Below are 14588 nucleotides of genomic sequence, written 5' to 3'. Positions count from 1 at the left end.
ATTGAAAAGGGAAAAGAATATGGCATATTCTTAAAGACAAAGAAAGAAAAATATAAAGAGATTGAAAAGAGAATAAAAGAACTCCATCCCTATGAAACTCCTTGTCTTTTGCAACTGGAAATTAAAAAGGGATACAAGAAATATCTTTCCTGGTTAGAAAAAGAGATTAAATAATCTCTTTTTTCTCTTGTAATTTACATCCTTGACTTTTCAAAAAATTTTGTTATTATTATATTCTATTATGAGACAATTAACACCTTTAGAAAGAAGACATTTAAGAATAAGAAAGAAAATATTTGGCACTACAGAGCGACCGAGGCTTTTAGTAAAAAGAAGTAATAAGCATATTTATGCTTATTTAATAAACGATGAGATTGGTAAAATGATTACTGGTGTTGCTTCTACCAAGAAAGAATTTCAAGAAAAAATGAAACAATTAGGGATTACTAAAAAGACGGATATCGCCTACGAACTGGGTAAATGGATAGCAGAAAAAGCGAAATCTTTGGGAATTGAAAAAGTTGTTTTTGACCGTGGTGGTTATAAATATCATGGTAGAGTTAAAGCAGTTGCCGAAGGAGCAAGAGAAGGAGGTTTAAAATTTTAAGGAGTTATTATGGCACAAGAATATATTGAAAGAGTTATTGAAATAAAAAGAGTAGCAAAGACAACGAAAGGTGGCAAAAGACTAAGAATTTCGGCAGTGGCGGTTGTTGGTGATGGCAAATCAATGGTTGGCGTTGGGCATGGGAAAGCAGTCGAGGTTGCCCAAGCGGTAAGAAAGGCGATCGAAAGGGCAAAAAAGGAAATGGTAAAAATCTCTATAAAAGAAAGAACCATTCCTCACGAAGTAACCGGTAAATACTGTTCTTCTAAAATTTTATTAAAACCTGCCTCTCCAGGAACCGGAATTATTGCTTGCCAGCAAGTAAGGGCGGTATTAGAAGCATTGGGGTTAAAAGATGTCTTAACTAAATCTTTTGGCTCCCGAAATCCACTAAACTTAGCGAGGGCAACAATTAAAGCATTAAAGCAGTTAAGAACGTTAGAAGAGATTGCGCGAGCGAGAAATAAACCTATTAGTTATTTTGTTGAGAAAAAACATGAAGAAGATAAAAGTAAAGTTAGTTAAAAGTTTGATTGACCAAAAAGAGACTCACAAAAGAACAGTGAGAGCATTGGGATTAAGAAAGTTAAATTCAGAAAATATCTTACCGGACAATCCACAAATAAGGGGAATGATAAACAAAGTAAAACATTTAATTGAATGGGAGGAGATTGAAGAATGAAGATTACTGATTTAAAACCACCAAAAGGTGCGAAAAAGAAAAGAAAAAGGGTTGGTTGCGGACCAGGTTCTGGACACGGAAAAACTGCCTGTCGTGGCACAAAAGGAGCAAAGCAAAGGTCAGGAAAAGAATATGGTCCAGGATTTGAAGGCGGTCAGATGCCGCTTATCAGAAGAATCCCTAAAAGAGGATTTCGTAATCCCTTCAAAAAGGAATACGCAGTTGTTAATCTCAAAAGATTAGAAAAAATTATTGATAAATATGATGAAATAACTCCGGAAGTTTTAAAGAAAGAGGGATTTGTGAAAAAAGACTTACCAATAAAAATCTTAGGTGATGGTGAATTAAAGAAACCAATAAAAATTGTTGCCCATGCCTTTTCGAAGAAAGCAAAGGAGAAAATTAGCCAGGCAGGCGGAAGTTTTGAAATTATCCAGAAATAAAGATGGTTAGAAATGTCCCTAATATTTTTAAAATTCCTGATTTAAGAAAAAGGATTTTATTTACTTTGGCAATGGTCGTTGTTTATAGATTAGGAACCCATATTCCAACACCTGGTTTAAATCCCCAGGCATTAAAACTATTTTTAGAAAGTGTTCGTGGAACCTTTTTTGGTTTGTATGATATTTTTGTTGGTGGTGCTTTATCAAGAGCATCGGTATTTGCTTTGGGAATTATGCCTTACATTTCTGCCTCAATTATCTTCCAATTACTTGGTGCGGTATTTCCCAAAATTGAAAAATTACAAAGAGATGAAGAAGGAAGAAAAAAGATAAATCAATGGACAAGATATCTAACGGTTTTATTGGCAATCATTCAGGCAACAAGTATTTCTATTTATTTAGAAAACCAGCCAATAACTTCGGCTGGTCCAATTATTATCTTGCCTGGCTTACTTTTTAGATTCATTACTGTTTTGACTTTAACTGCTGGAACAATCTTTGTGATGTGGATTAGTGAATTAATTACCGACCGCGGACTTGGTAATGGTGCCTCTTTTATAATCTTTGTTGGTTGTTTAGATGAAACACCAAGGGCAATTGCCCAGACTTATCAATTGGTTAGAGTTGGTGAATTATCGCTCTTCTCTTTAATTTTATTAGGTGCTGTTATCTTCTTTGTCTATGCTGGTGTGGTATTAATAACCCAGGCAGCAAGAAAAATCCCTGTTCAATATCCAAAGAGAATTATTGGTAGAAGAATGTATGGTGGACAGTCTACTTATATCCCATTAAGAATTAATACCGCTGGTGTTATTCCAATAATCTTTGCCCAAAGTGTTGTTGTCTTTCCTTCAACATTAACAACCTTCTTTAATGTCCCGGCTTTAAATGTGGTAAAAGAAATCTTCTCACCTGGTGGTTGGCTTTATAATTTAGCCTATGCGGCTTTAATTATCTTTTTCACCTATTTCTATACCTCTGTTGTTTTTAATCCCAGAGATTTGGCAGAAAATATGCAAAGATATGGTGGTTTTATTCCCGGAATAAGACCTGGTGAGAAAACTGCTGAATATCTTGATAGAAGTTTAACATTAATAACTTTTCCTGGTGCCTTATTTTTAGTTTTTATGGCATTATTACCAGTATATTTAATGCATACTTTTAAAATACCTTTCTATTTTGGTGGCACTACTCTATTAATTATTGTTGGTGTTGCCTTAGATACTATCCAACAAATAGAATCCCACCTTTTAATGCGTCACTACGAAGGCTTAATCAAAGGTATAAGAATTAAAGGAAGAAGATTTTAAGATTTCCCTTTACAAACTTCGTTTAAATAAAGATAATTTTCTTATTGACTTTTTTTTTTCATGGTTATAATATTTGTTATGAAAAGGAGGAAAACATGAGATACTTAATGATTTTAGTAATTTTAATGATACCCTTATTTTTATTTGGCCAATGGGTTCGTCCCTGTCCTACTCGCACACCCCACCCTCAGTTTCCCGGAACTGCTATGACCTATGGTAATCCAATGTGGTATTCACCTCCTTGGCCCGACTACGGAAAAATTTATGCTTTATTTGGTTTAGCAGGAAATAGGTTTTATTCTTGGGATTGTTCACAAAATACTCGGCCTGGAATATGGGTAGAACTTGCTCGTCTACCTACTGATAACGCCTATTATGGAGCAAGTATATGCTATTTTGCTGATTTAATAGCTACCGAATCTTTCATCTTTTGTATCCCTGGTTTAGTATCACCGAATTTACCAAGAAATGAATTTTGGTGTTATCATATTGAAGAAAATCGATGGTATCGGTTAGAGGATGTTCCTAATTCCCAAACAACCATCGGTTTTGGCTCGGATATTTGTGTTGGTGAAGTGGTGAGAGACCCTTTTGTTCCCGATGGTCGGGCAGTAAAAATCTATGTCCTTAAAGGAACTACCAGAACTGATCAATACAATAACGAGTTTTATGTCTATTATTTTCCTTTGGGTGTTCCAGTAGCTAAAAAATTTGAAATTTTAAGAAATACACCAAGCCGTTGGCAAAGATTAAGTGATTTTAGACATGGTTGTAATGCCCAAATGTGTTATGTTCCAAGCCGAAATGAAATTTATGCTTTAAGAGGAAATCCAGTGACAAATAAGGAAACCATTTTTTGTTATTCTGTTAGAAATAATACTTGGAATTACTGGAAAGAGTATTGGTGGAAGGTTTGCGGTGGTGCTATGAAAACTTTTGGAGTAGTTGGTAATGAAAGAGTTTATCCGAATGAAGATACTTTACTTATGGTTCTTAGAGGAGACGAAACAAAGGATTTTTACAGAATTGGTATTCCGGGAGGAATAAAGGTAAATCTTCAGAGAGCTCCTTTTAGAGTAAACGGTAATTGTGATATAGCATTTGGTTATTGGCGAGGTTACGAAGACGTTGACCTCTGGGGTATGTGGGCTTTCTTTGGAGATTATGATAATCCTGGTGATTCTGTAGGTTTTTATATGGGTTACGCCTCTTCCGAAGAAGAATTTGGAAATGGACCACAAGGTTATTCTCAAAATTTTGTTTTCAAGGATTTAAACCAATTTTTAAAACTTATGCTTACCACAGATTTTTCTTCATCGATTTCAATTAAAATATATAACTCTCTTGGAGAACTTATATTTTCTACTTCTAATTTTCCCACCAATAAAAACTTAAGAAGCGGAATATATTATTACCAAATAAAATCGAAAGAAATGGAAAAGCGAGGTAAATTGATAATCAAAAATTGAAACCAAAAAGGAAATGGGGAGAAAGGAAAAAAGAATTACATCTCAAAAAGTATTTTTAAAACCTTTCTCCCCATTTTATTTTAATATGAAAAATAAACCTATTTTTATTATTTTATTACTTAAATTTGCTTTAACATTTTCTCAATATTTTAAAGAAGATATCTTTCTTCCCGATAGTTTTAGTGGAGTGGTATATCCCAGTGGTATAGTATGGAATGAAATTGAAGATAAAATTTATTTTTTCTCAAATCAAATTGTTGCCATTGATTGTGAAAATGATGAGAAGGTTTTACCAATAAGGATAGAAAGAGATTTTACATTTTATTATGATTTTATCTGGCACAAAAGAAATAATTGTGTTTATCTAATTAAGGGTCGAGTTTTTAGGCTTACGGGTGGTGGACTTATAGGAGAGCATGATTCTATTTTAATATATGATGGAAGAACTCATCAAAAAATAAAGTCTATTCCACTTCCATCAGAATTTCCAACTCCGACAAACTTAGAATATTTTTCATTTGCCTCAAGTTATAAAAGTAACAAAGTTTATGTTTTTTATAAGGATACTCTTATTTTAGTTATTGACGGAAACTCAAACAATATTATAAAAGAGGTTAATATCTCAAAATACCCCCCTTTTAATATTAAATTGTTGAATCCTTTAAATAATATTATCTATCTTTATAATTTTGATATAAATAAGATTTATTTATTTTCTTGTTATTTAGATAGTATAATTGATTCTATCCTTCTTCCATTTCATCTAAGTTATGTTAGTCTATCTCCTTTAATTTTGGATACTTTCCGAAATCGCCTTATTGTGCTTTTAGGAGACAGTGCCCATCTTGATAAAATAACTTATATTATTGATTGTAATAATCACCAAATTATTGATTCGGTTAGATATTTTTTGAACACAAACTTTTTATTGTTCTCGGCGTTTAATTATCGCTATAATAAAATTTACTTCTGGAATCCCTGCATACATAATGACACGATTGCTATTTTAGATTTGGAATTAAAAAGAGCCTATTATTTAAGTGTGGGAGTTGCTTGGACATTAGTTTATAATCCCCATAATAATATTGTGTATTGCGATATTATGGGCAATGATATTTTGTTAATAGATGGGAAAAATGATATAATTGTTGGTTCAATAACTTTAAGAACCTATTCATTACCTCCTCTCTTTTGTCATCCTGTTCGAAATAAACTCTATTGTAATATAGAAGGTTATGGCGCTCTGGCAGTAATTGACGGAGAGCAAAATATTGTTACAAAATATATAAAAATTGGAAGATTACCAGGTGGTTATGATATGTCTTATAACCCAGTAAATAATAAAATTTATCTTCCCTGCGCCGATGGTCCTTATATCTGCATTATCGATGCCCAAAGTAATAAATGCATAAAAACAATTGACGCTTATCCTTTGATTGGTGATGAACCAATTTTTTATTCAGAGGTTTGTACTACTTTAAATAAAGTATATTTCTCTTCTTGGAATTATCTATTGATTCTTGATGGTAATCGAGATACGATAGTAAGGGTCATTCAACTACCTCCTCCTTATCGTCAACTTACTTGGCACCCTTTTTATAACAAATTATACGCGGTGCCTGCTCAGAGTGGGTGGTTAATTCCCGAATTGTTAACTTATATTATTGATTGTAATAATGACCAGATTTTAAATATTTTGCCTACCGGTGCGTGTCCAAGTACTTATGGAAAAGCATTTATAAGTCCCGATGGTGAAAAGGTTTATATTTATATTCCATTTAACATTTATAATCCGCAAAGTATTAGGGGATATTGGGTAATATGTGCACGTGGCGATACATTTATTAAATGGCTTGACTCTCTTCACGGATTAGCAGTGTTTAAAAAGAATAGCAATATTTTATATATAGGGTTTTATGGAGACAGATATCCTTCCCAACCTCCTCCTTTGGTAATTTTAGATTGGAAAAAAGATACAATAATTGGAAAAATTGAAGGTGTAGGTGGTTACAGCATTATTTACGATACATTTAATAATCGCCTTTATTCACCGGCTTATAAGGGTGGAAAAATTTTTGTGATTGATTGTGAGAGAAACGAAGTTATTGATACAATTTTTGATATTGGCACTTGGGAAGGTCGCGATGCCCGTCTTCTTATTTGGAATCCAAAAACTAATAAAATTTACGGAAGAGGAACAGAAATAATAGGTGATACTATATACCAAACTATCAAGGTTATTGATTGCTTTTCAAATCAAATTATTAAAAATATTCGTGAACCCGAATATAATCAAAGTAGTATACCTTTTTGTTTCAATCCTCGTGAAAACCTTGTATATTTTGATAATACTGATCAATCAAGTTTAATAGTGATAAAAGATGAGATAACTGGAATTTATACTTCTGATTTAGAAAACAAAAAAGGTTTGCTAACATTTTCCACAATTAGAAAAGACATTAATTTTATTTTAAAAGAAGAAAAAGAGGTTGCTCTTTATAACTCTCTTGGCAGAATGGTTGGAGTTCTCTTTGGTAAGAATATATTATTCCCAAAATTAAAAAATGGTATTTATTTTATTAAAATGAAAGGAGAAAAAGAAACAAAGAAAATTATTATTTTAAAATGAGTCACAACTCTTTACCTTTACAAACTTTCACACATAAACCGCAGATATATTGACCAACGTAGCCTTTCTTCTGGAACTCTTTTAGTTTCTCAAAGCATTTGAGATGGTCAAAATCTTCTTTCTTTTCTTTTATTGCGCCTGCTGGACAAATATTTATACAGGCATAACAATCACCACAATCTAAATTAGGATTTTCTTTATCAGGTGTTAAGGGAATATCGGTTAAAATTGTTACTAACCTAATTTGGGAGCCATATTTTTCATTTACCAAAAGGTTATTCCTGCCAATCCAACCAAGTCCAGCATAATAAGCAATCTTTTTGTGGGATAGATGAGCCTTTTGATTCTGCCAGTCAACAATTTGGGAAGCAGGAATTGGTAAAGCAGAATAGCCAAATTCTTCTATCAAAAAAGTAATCCTTAATGCTAAATTATCTAAAAAGTTATTTATCTGGCGATAATGGTGAAAATATAATTGGGTTGGATGGTCTTTGATACTTTCTAAAACTGCCTTTGATAATCTTCTTCCAATACTTATCGCATAAGGATATCTATCTAAAACCTCTTTTTCTAATAGAAAATTACTTTTATCAACTTTTCTAAAATCACAAACACCAAAAAGGGATGCCTTTTCTTTAAAAACAAAATCTTTGATTATCTCTTTATAATCTCTCATTTTTTAAGATAGATTAAAAGGTTTAAAATTGTGGTTGGTGTAATTCCTGGTATTCTTTGTGCCTGGGCTAAATTCTTTGGTTTTATTTTTGATAATTTCTCTTTTGCTTCATTAGAAAGGGAAGGGATTTTGTAATAATCAAAATCTTCAGGAATCTCAATATCTTCTAATTCTTTTAACTTTTCTATCTCTTTTAATGAGCGATTAATATATCCTTCATATTTTATATCAATCTCCACATTCCAGAAAATTTCTTCATTCTCTTTAATATCAAAGGGCGGATTTTTTAATTGGCTTATTTTATTTATATCAATCTCCGGTCTTCTTAATAACTCATATAAAGTAATTACCTCTTTTATGCTTGTCCCCCATTCTTTTAATTTGTTATTTATCTCTTCAGTCGGATACAATTTTTCTCTTTTCAACCAATCTTTTATCTTCTCAATCATTTCTTTTTTCTTTAAAACTTTTTTATAATCTTCTTCTTTTAGTAAACCGATTTTATAACCAATCTCACTCAATCTTAAATCCGCATTCTCTTCTCTCAAAAGTAATCTAAATTCAACTCTTGATGTAAACATCCGATAAGGCTCGTTTGTTCCTTTTGTTACCAAGTCGTCAATCAAAACACCAATATAACCTTGGGAACGTTTTAAGATTATTTGTTCTTTGCCTAACGCCTTTAATGCCGCATTAATTCCGGCAATAATCCCAGTTGCTGCTGCCTCTTCGTAACCAGTAGTGCCAACAATCTGACCGCCAATAAATAAATTTTCGTAAAGTTTTGTCTCCAATGTTGGATATAATTGGGTTGGATCAAAGTAGTTATGCTCAATCGCATATCCCGGTCTAATAATCTCAACATTCTCTAATCCTTCAATTGTCCTTAACATCTTTATTTGGACATCAATTGGTAAACTGGTAGAAATTCCATTTGGATAAACTTCGTAAGTATTTATTCCTTCCGGCTCAATAAAAATCTGGTGCCTATCTTTATGAGAAAATTTAACAACCTTATCTTCAATTGAAGGACAATATCTCACACCGGTTGCTTTAATAATTCCAGTATATAAAGGTGAACGGTCTAAATTTTCTCTAATAATTTGATGAGTTTTAGGATTGGTATAAGTAATATAACAAGGTAAAGAGACCTCTTCTCTTTTTATTCCAATATCTAAATCTAACTCCCGAAAAGAAAATCTTCTTTTTTCGTTATCTCCATATTGAGGAGTTAAACGAGAATAGTCAATTGTTCTACCATCCAATCTTGCTGGTGTTCCGGTCTTAAATCTACCTAATAGAAAACCAAGTTCTCTTAAATTTTTAGATAACAAATCACTACTAAACTCACCAAACCTTCCTGCTGGAAAACTCTCTAAACCAATATGAATAAGACCTTCCATAAAAGTTCCTAAACATAAGACAACAGTTTTTGATAAAAATTGGGTACCAAATCTTGTTTCTACTCCGTAAACCTCTTTTCCTTTGACTAACAATCTTACTACTTCTCCTTGCTTAATATCTAAATTTTTCTCTTTCTCTAAAATTCTTCTCATTACCAACCGATATTTGGTCCTATCGGTCTGTGCCCTTAAAGAACGAACAGCCTGCCCTTTTTTTGTATTAAGATAACGATATTGAACTGCTGATAAATCAGTAACAATTCCCATTAGACCGCCCAAGGCATCTATCTCTTTCACTAATTGTGCCTTACCGATACCACCAACTGCCGGATTACAAGACATCAAGGCAATCGTATCAATATTCATCGTTAGTAAAAGAGTCTTACAACCAATCTTACTTGCTGCCCAAGCTGCTTCACAACCGGCATGACCACCACCAACAACAATTACATCGTATTTTACTGGATAAATAAAAGACATAAATTAACTTGGCAGGACTTTTAGAAATTTTCTTTTGCCAACTTTGATAACAATCTCTTTATCAATAACTACTTGATAATCAATATCAGAAATCCTTTCGCCATTAAGATAGACCCCTCCCTCTCTTATTTTTCTTTTTGCCTCACTTTTAGAAGGCAAAAGATTGGCGCAAACCAATAAGTCAACCAATCTAATATTTCTCTCTTTGGAATAAAAAACAGGAATTTCACTTGGTAATTCTTTATATTTAAAAACTTTATCAAATTCTTCTGCTGCCTTTTCTGCCTCTTCTTTTGAGTGGTAAATACTAACAATATCTTTTGCCAACAATGCCTTTAATTCTCTTGGATTTTCTCCTTCTTTTAGTCTCCTCTCAAAATCTTTAATCTCCTGTTCACTCCGATTGGTACATAATTGAAAATAGTGGATGATAAGTTCATCAGGGATTGACATTATTTTACCAAACATCTCATTAGGTTCTTCTTCAATTCCAATATAATTGTTATAAGATTTGCTCATCTTTAACTTGCCATCAGTACCAATTAGTAAGGGCATTGTCATCACAATTTGTGGTTCTAAATTAAACTCTCTCATCAATTCTCTGCCAACTAATAAATTCCAATATTGGTCTTCGCCACCAAGTTCAATATCTGCCTTTATCGCAATTGAATCATAAGCCTGAAAGAGCGGATACAAAAATTCGTGAAGATAAATTGGTAAATTATTTTTATATCTCTTCATAAAATCATCTCTCTCCAAAAGTCTTGCGACAGTATATTTAGAAGCAATCTCAATTATCTCATCGGCTTTTAATTTAGAATGCCAAGAAGAGTTGTAATAAAACTCGGTCTTATTTTTGTCTAATATTTTAAAGATTTGTCTTTCGTATCTTTTCATATTCTCCTTTATCTCTTTTTCGCTCAATTTTGGTCTGGTTTTTGAACGACCGGAAGGGTCACCAATTTTAGCAGTGAAATCACCAATTACCAAACAGGCAATATGCCCTAAATCTTGAAATTCCCTTAACTTCCTTAAAACAACAGCAAATCCTAAATGGATATCAGGACCAGTAACATCTATTCCCAATTTTACTCTCAAAACCTTCTTTCTTAACAATCTCTCTTTCAATTCCTCTTCGGTTAAAAAATCTTTTACATTTCTTTTTAAAAAAGATAAAATTTTAGTAATATCTTTTTCCATATTTCTATTTTAAATTGGAGAAAAATTAAATTTGAAATTCGCCGAGGTCTTCGGGTTTTTGCCTTCTAATTGACTCTCTAATTCTTTCCAATCTCTCTTCTTCACTTTCACTAATTATAGTTGCGCAGGCATCCATCACCTCTTCGTTCACATAAATTGGAGAATTGGTACGTAAAGCCAAACCAATCGAATCTGAAGGACGCGCATCAATTGCCACATAATTACCATCACTTTCTAAAATAACCTCAGCATAAAAAGTATTATCCTTAATCTTAGTAATTACCACCCGCTTTACATTATAATTCAAACTTTCAATTATTCTTTTCATTAAATCCAAAGTAAGGGGTCTAACAAATTCAACCTTCTCCAAAGCATAAGAGATAGCCGCCGCTTCAGCATAACCGATGAAAATCGGCAATACCCGATTACCACTAATCTCTTTTAACAAGACCACCGGTGATTTATTTGCCTCATCATAATAAACTGTCAAGACTTTAACTTCAACCATTATTTTTCCTCTTTTTTAACAACCCAAACCTTTAAAACTCCGCTAATTCCTTCACCCAGATTAATCTTCACATCATAAACTCCAGGTGTCCTTATCGGTTCCTCTAACTCAATCTGCTTCTTATCAATCTCAATATCTTTACTTTTTAGAAATTCACAAATCTCTTCATTAGTAATACTACCAAAATATCCTTCTTTACCACCTTTCAAACTTGCCTTATAAGTTAGTCGATTTATCTTATCAGCAATTGCCTGTAATTTAATAATCTTCTTTTGTTTAACCTCTTCTTTTAACTTATTTATATCTTGAAAATGCTTAATAATTGATGGTGTTGCTTGGAGAGCAAAGCCTTTCGGAATTAGATAATTTCGCGCATAGCCATCCTTTACTTCTATTACATCTCCTCTCTTACCAAGTTTCTCAACATCTTTTAAAAGTAATATCTTCATTTTATTTCAAAAGGTAAAATTGCTAAATTTCTTGCCCTTTTTATTGCCCTTGCTAACTTCCGCTGATGCTTGGAACAGACACCGGTAATTTCACTCTTTATAATCTTTCCCCGTTCACTCAAAAAATTCTTCAAAATCTCATCCTTATAATCAATCTCTTTTACTCCTTTCTCACAAAAGATACACTTCTTTTCTTTCATAATTAAATAATAACAAAAAAAATATAAAAATCAAGTTTATTCAAGTTCTTCTAAAATTCTTTGAAAAAGTTTCACAAGCCATTTCCTATCTATCTTTTCTGATTTCTCAATCAATTCGATCACTCCATAAAGATGACCAATAACAAGCATCCGATAAAACCCATCATAAGAGTGTTTAACTGATTTAGCAAGTTTGATAATATCAATTGGGTCTTTTTCTAATTTAATCCAATTAATAAGTTCCTTAATCTGACCATCAACCTTCTTTAACCATAAAATAAAATTCTCTTTACTATCTTTTTTCATACTAACCTCCATACTAACCCCTATACTGTCATAGGGATAACCCTATACCCATATAAGTCTTTAACTATCAATAACTTAAATATATATACCCCCTACCCCTATACCTTTGTTAATATTTAACTATTATCTTTTTCTCGTCGCCTCTAAATTGTGGTGTCTGTTTTCTATTTAATCTTCTTGCTATTTTAGAGACATTTTCGCTCACATATTCTTTTAACTCACCGAAACTAATCTCTCTATTTTTATCTAAATCAGCATCTCCCGAAATTCCTTTGAGAAAATAATAGGTAAATAGGCTATGATTCTTTTCCGGATACCAAGAAGAAATTTCATCTTCTTTTGCCGAAGTGAATAGATTAATATTTTCTTTAACTTCTTTTTCAATAACAACACCGGTTAATGGACTTGCCCGAGCAATTAACATTCCCCTTTCTGATGCTCCGCTAAAACAAGCATCAATAATGACCGTAATACTTCTTGCTTTAATCTGTGAGAGATTTTTGAAAAATGTCTCCAAGGGATAGCCGGTAATTTTTACATAATTTGGGTCTGCTTCTACTGGCAAGAAATAACCGCTCTTTGTTTCAATATCTGGTGCTCCGTGTCCGGAATAATAGATAAATACATCACTTTTATTTGGCTCAACATAGTTATATAGTTGCCCTTTATAATCCCTTTCAGTTCCAAATACCTTATCAAAATCGCTCTTCTTTCCATTGAGAATAAAGATAATATTATCTTCTTTATAACCAAGGGTCTTTATCAAATATTCTTTTACAATCCTTGCATCATTATCAGCATAATCAACATCTGGCACATCTTTATGTTCATATAATTTATTACCAATGATAACTGCTACTCCATAAGGGTTATCCATATTTGTTTTAGGAATATTTACATCAACATCAACTGTTAGAGTTGGTGGTGGCGGAAGATAAGGACCCATTTCCTCTTTTCCTTTAAAAACAATCTCCTTTGGTCTCTTAATTGGTTTATTTAATGGAAAGGAGAGGATAATATTTTTGCTAAACTCTTCCCTTTTCTCTTTTATAATAAGATTAATTTTCAAACTATCTTCTTTATATCGGGCACCAACAAATATTGGAAAATCAATTTTCTGCCAAGCCATCGGCTCCATATTACCAAAATAAAATTTACTTACTTCACCAAGATATTTTACACCTTCAGGAACTTTTACCTCACATTCAACATCCTCTGCCCTTCCTTTTCCTTGGTTATAAATAACTAATGAAATATTTGCCGATTTATTAGCAACAATTTCACCCTCTTCAACTCCTTTATCATACAGGATAAGATTTGGTGGCTCAAACTTTCTTGTCTCAAATTTTAATATCACTGGCTCAGCATCTGCTTGAAAATAGGGCTCTAATACCTCAATCTTCAAACTTAATTCTTGATTAGGAACTTCTCTTTCGGCAGAAATCGGTATGATTATTCTTTTTTCTTCCATTATATTAATATTATCAATCTTAATACTTCTTGGAATATTAACAAAAGAGAACTGGTTAATTGGAGTAATTTTTACTTCCAAATCTTCAGCAATTCCTTTTCCTTTATTTTTTATAGTTAAAACAATCCTTCCTTTCTCATCAGCATCAAGAAACATATCTTTATCACCTGTTGAATCATCAAAAGAGAAAGAAGTAATAATCAATTCTGGTGGATATCTTCGCATCCTTGCTTTTACCAATTTATCTTTTATCTTTTCTGTATTAACTGAAAAAGAGCCAAGATTTTTATTTTCTGGTGAGATAATTGTCAATTTAAAATCAGTTCCTTCTTTATAAAAAGGAGCAAATTCCAATATATTTATTTTTAGAAATCCTTTATCATCGCAAGGGAAACTTGTAATATAATCAGTTCCTTCCAATTTTACTTTAAAAGGCTCTTTGGGGATAAAATCTTTTGGTGATTTTCTCATATTATAACCAACCATTCCTGTTGAACTTAACAAAGATAATGCTAAAATCTCTTTGGAGAGCATAACATATCCCTTTGATTTTAAAAATATACTTGTTCCAATACCAGATATTGTGGTAAGTATTGGTAGCGAATAGGGAATTTTCTTAAAACTTTTTTGATATTTCAAAGTTAGATATGGTTCTTGATTATTTGGTTCGGAAACCTTTTCTATCTTCTCAATATATTTTATTGAGCAATTTATTAAAAGAAGGATAATTAAAAAATATCTCATAAAAACCTCCT

Annotated in this window: 15 protein-coding genes; 7 read left to right on the top strand and 8 right to left on the bottom strand. The window is 32.2% G+C overall.

Annotated features, from left to right (window positions below):
- Nucleotides 1-238: 238 nt before the first annotated feature.
- The 7 genes from rplR to ABIK75_07165 all read left to right on the top strand — a co-directional run bounded on the left by rplR (nucleotide 239) and on the right by ABIK75_07165 (nucleotide 7140).
- Entirely contained in the window at nucleotides 239-607 is a 369-nt protein-coding gene (gene rplR, locus ABIK75_07195; GenBank protein MEO0090869.1) for a 50S ribosomal protein L18, read from the top strand.
- A 9-nt stretch (nucleotides 608-616) separates the two neighbouring features.
- The gene (gene rpsE, locus ABIK75_07190) at nucleotides 617-1132 is read left to right on the top strand and encodes a 30S ribosomal protein S5 (GenBank protein MEO0090868.1); all 516 of its coding nucleotides are present in this window, start codon (nucleotides 617-619) and stop codon (nucleotides 1130-1132) included.
- The gene (gene rpmD, locus ABIK75_07185) at nucleotides 1104-1289 is read left to right on the top strand and encodes a 50S ribosomal protein L30 (protein MEO0090867.1); all 186 of its coding nucleotides are present in this window, start codon (nucleotides 1104-1106) and stop codon (nucleotides 1287-1289) included. Before rpsE ends, rpmD begins: the two co-directional genes overlap by 29 nt.
- Nucleotides 1286-1732: a 50S ribosomal protein L15 gene (gene rplO, locus ABIK75_07180; protein ID MEO0090866.1), complete on the top strand. Its 447-nt coding sequence runs from the start codon at nucleotides 1286-1288 to the stop codon at nucleotides 1730-1732. Before rpmD ends, rplO begins: the two co-directional genes overlap by 4 nt.
- 2 nt (nucleotides 1733-1734) lie before the next feature.
- The gene (gene secY / locus ABIK75_07175) at nucleotides 1735-3042 is read left to right on the top strand and encodes a preprotein translocase subunit SecY (protein MEO0090865.1); all 1308 of its coding nucleotides are present in this window, start codon (nucleotides 1735-1737) and stop codon (nucleotides 3040-3042) included.
- A 95-nt stretch (nucleotides 3043-3137) separates the two neighbouring features.
- The gene (locus ABIK75_07170) at nucleotides 3138-4511 is read left to right on the top strand and encodes a T9SS type A sorting domain-containing protein (protein ID MEO0090864.1); all 1374 of its coding nucleotides are present in this window, start codon (nucleotides 3138-3140) and stop codon (nucleotides 4509-4511) included.
- A gap of 85 nt (nucleotides 4512-4596) precedes the next feature.
- Nucleotides 4597-7140: a T9SS type A sorting domain-containing protein gene (locus tag ABIK75_07165; protein MEO0090863.1), complete on the top strand. Its 2544-nt coding sequence runs from the start codon at nucleotides 4597-4599 to the stop codon at nucleotides 7138-7140.
- Between the two features lies 1 nt (nucleotide 7141).
- Here ABIK75_07165 and ABIK75_07160 read toward each other — a convergent pair whose 3' ends face one another.
- From ABIK75_07160 to ABIK75_07125, 8 genes are all read right to left on the bottom strand, one after another.
- Entirely contained in the window at nucleotides 7142-7816 is a 675-nt protein-coding gene (locus tag ABIK75_07160; GenBank protein ID MEO0090862.1) for a hypothetical protein, read from the bottom strand.
- Nucleotides 7813-9699, bottom strand: coding sequence for a tRNA uridine-5-carboxymethylaminomethyl(34) synthesis enzyme MnmG (gene mnmG / locus ABIK75_07155; GenBank protein ID MEO0090861.1), 1887 nt, complete (start codon nucleotides 9697-9699; stop codon nucleotides 7813-7815). Before mnmG ends, ABIK75_07160 begins: the two co-directional genes overlap by 4 nt.
- 3 nt (nucleotides 9700-9702) lie before the next feature.
- Nucleotides 9703-10899 (bottom strand): tyrosine--tRNA ligase, encoded by a 1197-nt coding sequence (tyrS, locus tag ABIK75_07150; protein MEO0090860.1) that lies wholly within the window; start codon nucleotides 10897-10899, stop codon nucleotides 9703-9705.
- A 25-nt stretch (nucleotides 10900-10924) separates the two neighbouring features.
- Nucleotides 10925-11407, bottom strand: a complete 483-nt coding sequence (locus tag ABIK75_07145; GenBank protein MEO0090859.1) for a bifunctional nuclease family protein — start codon at nucleotides 11405-11407, stop codon at nucleotides 10925-10927.
- The gene (gene rplI, locus ABIK75_07140) at nucleotides 11407-11856 is read right to left on the bottom strand and encodes a 50S ribosomal protein L9 (GenBank protein ID MEO0090858.1); all 450 of its coding nucleotides are present in this window, start codon (nucleotides 11854-11856) and stop codon (nucleotides 11407-11409) included. Before rplI ends, ABIK75_07145 begins: the two co-directional genes overlap by 1 nt.
- On the bottom strand, nucleotides 11853-12056 hold the full coding sequence (rpsR, locus tag ABIK75_07135) for a 30S ribosomal protein S18 (GenBank protein MEO0090857.1): 204 nt from the start codon (nucleotides 12054-12056) through the stop codon (nucleotides 11853-11855). The genes rplI and rpsR overlap by 4 nt, the downstream gene beginning before the upstream one ends.
- Before the next feature lie 36 nt (nucleotides 12057-12092).
- Nucleotides 12093-12362 carry a metal-sensing transcriptional repressor gene (locus ABIK75_07130; GenBank protein ID MEO0090856.1) on the bottom strand — a complete coding sequence of 90 codons (270 nt, stop codon included), beginning with the start codon at nucleotides 12360-12362 and terminating at the stop codon, nucleotides 12093-12095.
- Nucleotides 12363-12471: 109 nt separating this feature from the next.
- Complete coding sequence (locus ABIK75_07125; protein MEO0090855.1) at nucleotides 12472-14577, bottom strand: caspase family protein; 2106 nt, start codon at nucleotides 14575-14577, stop codon at nucleotides 12472-12474.
- Nucleotides 14578-14588 lie beyond the last annotated feature (11 nt).

This window comes from candidate division WOR-3 bacterium, assembly GCA_039801725.1.
Taxonomy (GTDB): domain Bacteria; phylum Hydrothermota; class Tepidihabitantia; order Tepidihabitantales; family DTDR01; genus DTDR01.
The sequence above is the reverse complement of the archived record's forward strand: the minus strand, read 5'-3'. Positions and strand labels throughout refer to the sequence as shown.

Coding starts and splice junctions, on each gene's coding strand:
- rpsE (MEO0090868.1), top strand. CDS start 617: ATGGCACAAGAATATATTGAAAGAGTTATTGAAATAAAAAGAGTAGCA.
- rpmD (MEO0090867.1), top strand. CDS start 1,104: ATGAAGAAGATAAAAGTAAAGTTAGTTAAAAGTTTGATTGACCAAAAA.
- rplO (MEO0090866.1), top strand. CDS start 1,286: ATGAAGATTACTGATTTAAAACCACCAAAAGGTGCGAAAAAGAAAAGA.
- secY (MEO0090865.1), top strand. CDS start 1,735: ATGGTTAGAAATGTCCCTAATATTTTTAAAATTCCTGATTTAAGAAAA.
- ABIK75_07170 (MEO0090864.1), top strand. CDS start 3,138: ATGAGATACTTAATGATTTTAGTAATTTTAATGATACCCTTATTTTTA.
- ABIK75_07165 (MEO0090863.1), top strand. CDS start 4,597: ATGAAAAATAAACCTATTTTTATTATTTTATTACTTAAATTTGCTTTA.
- ABIK75_07160 (MEO0090862.1), bottom strand. CDS start 7,816: ATGAGAGATTATAAAGAGATAATCAAAGATTTTGTTTTTAAAGAAAAG.
- mnmG (MEO0090861.1), bottom strand. CDS start 9,699: ATGTCTTTTATTTATCCAGTAAAATACGATGTAATTGTTGTTGGTGGT.
- tyrS (MEO0090860.1), bottom strand. CDS start 10,899: ATGGAAAAAGATATTACTAAAATTTTATCTTTTTTAAAAAGAAATGTA.
- ABIK75_07145 (MEO0090859.1), bottom strand. CDS start 11,407: ATGGTTGAAGTTAAAGTCTTGACAGTTTATTATGATGAGGCAAATAAA.
- rplI (MEO0090858.1), bottom strand. CDS start 11,856: ATGAAGATATTACTTTTAAAAGATGTTGAGAAACTTGGTAAGAGAGGA.
- rpsR (MEO0090857.1), bottom strand. CDS start 12,056: ATGAAAGAAAAGAAGTGTATCTTTTGTGAGAAAGGAGTAAAAGAGATT.
- ABIK75_07130 (MEO0090856.1), bottom strand. CDS start 12,362: ATGAAAAAAGATAGTAAAGAGAATTTTATTTTATGGTTAAAGAAGGTT.
- ABIK75_07125 (MEO0090855.1), bottom strand. CDS start 14,577: ATGAGATATTTTTTAATTATCCTTCTTTTAATAAATTGCTCAATAAAA.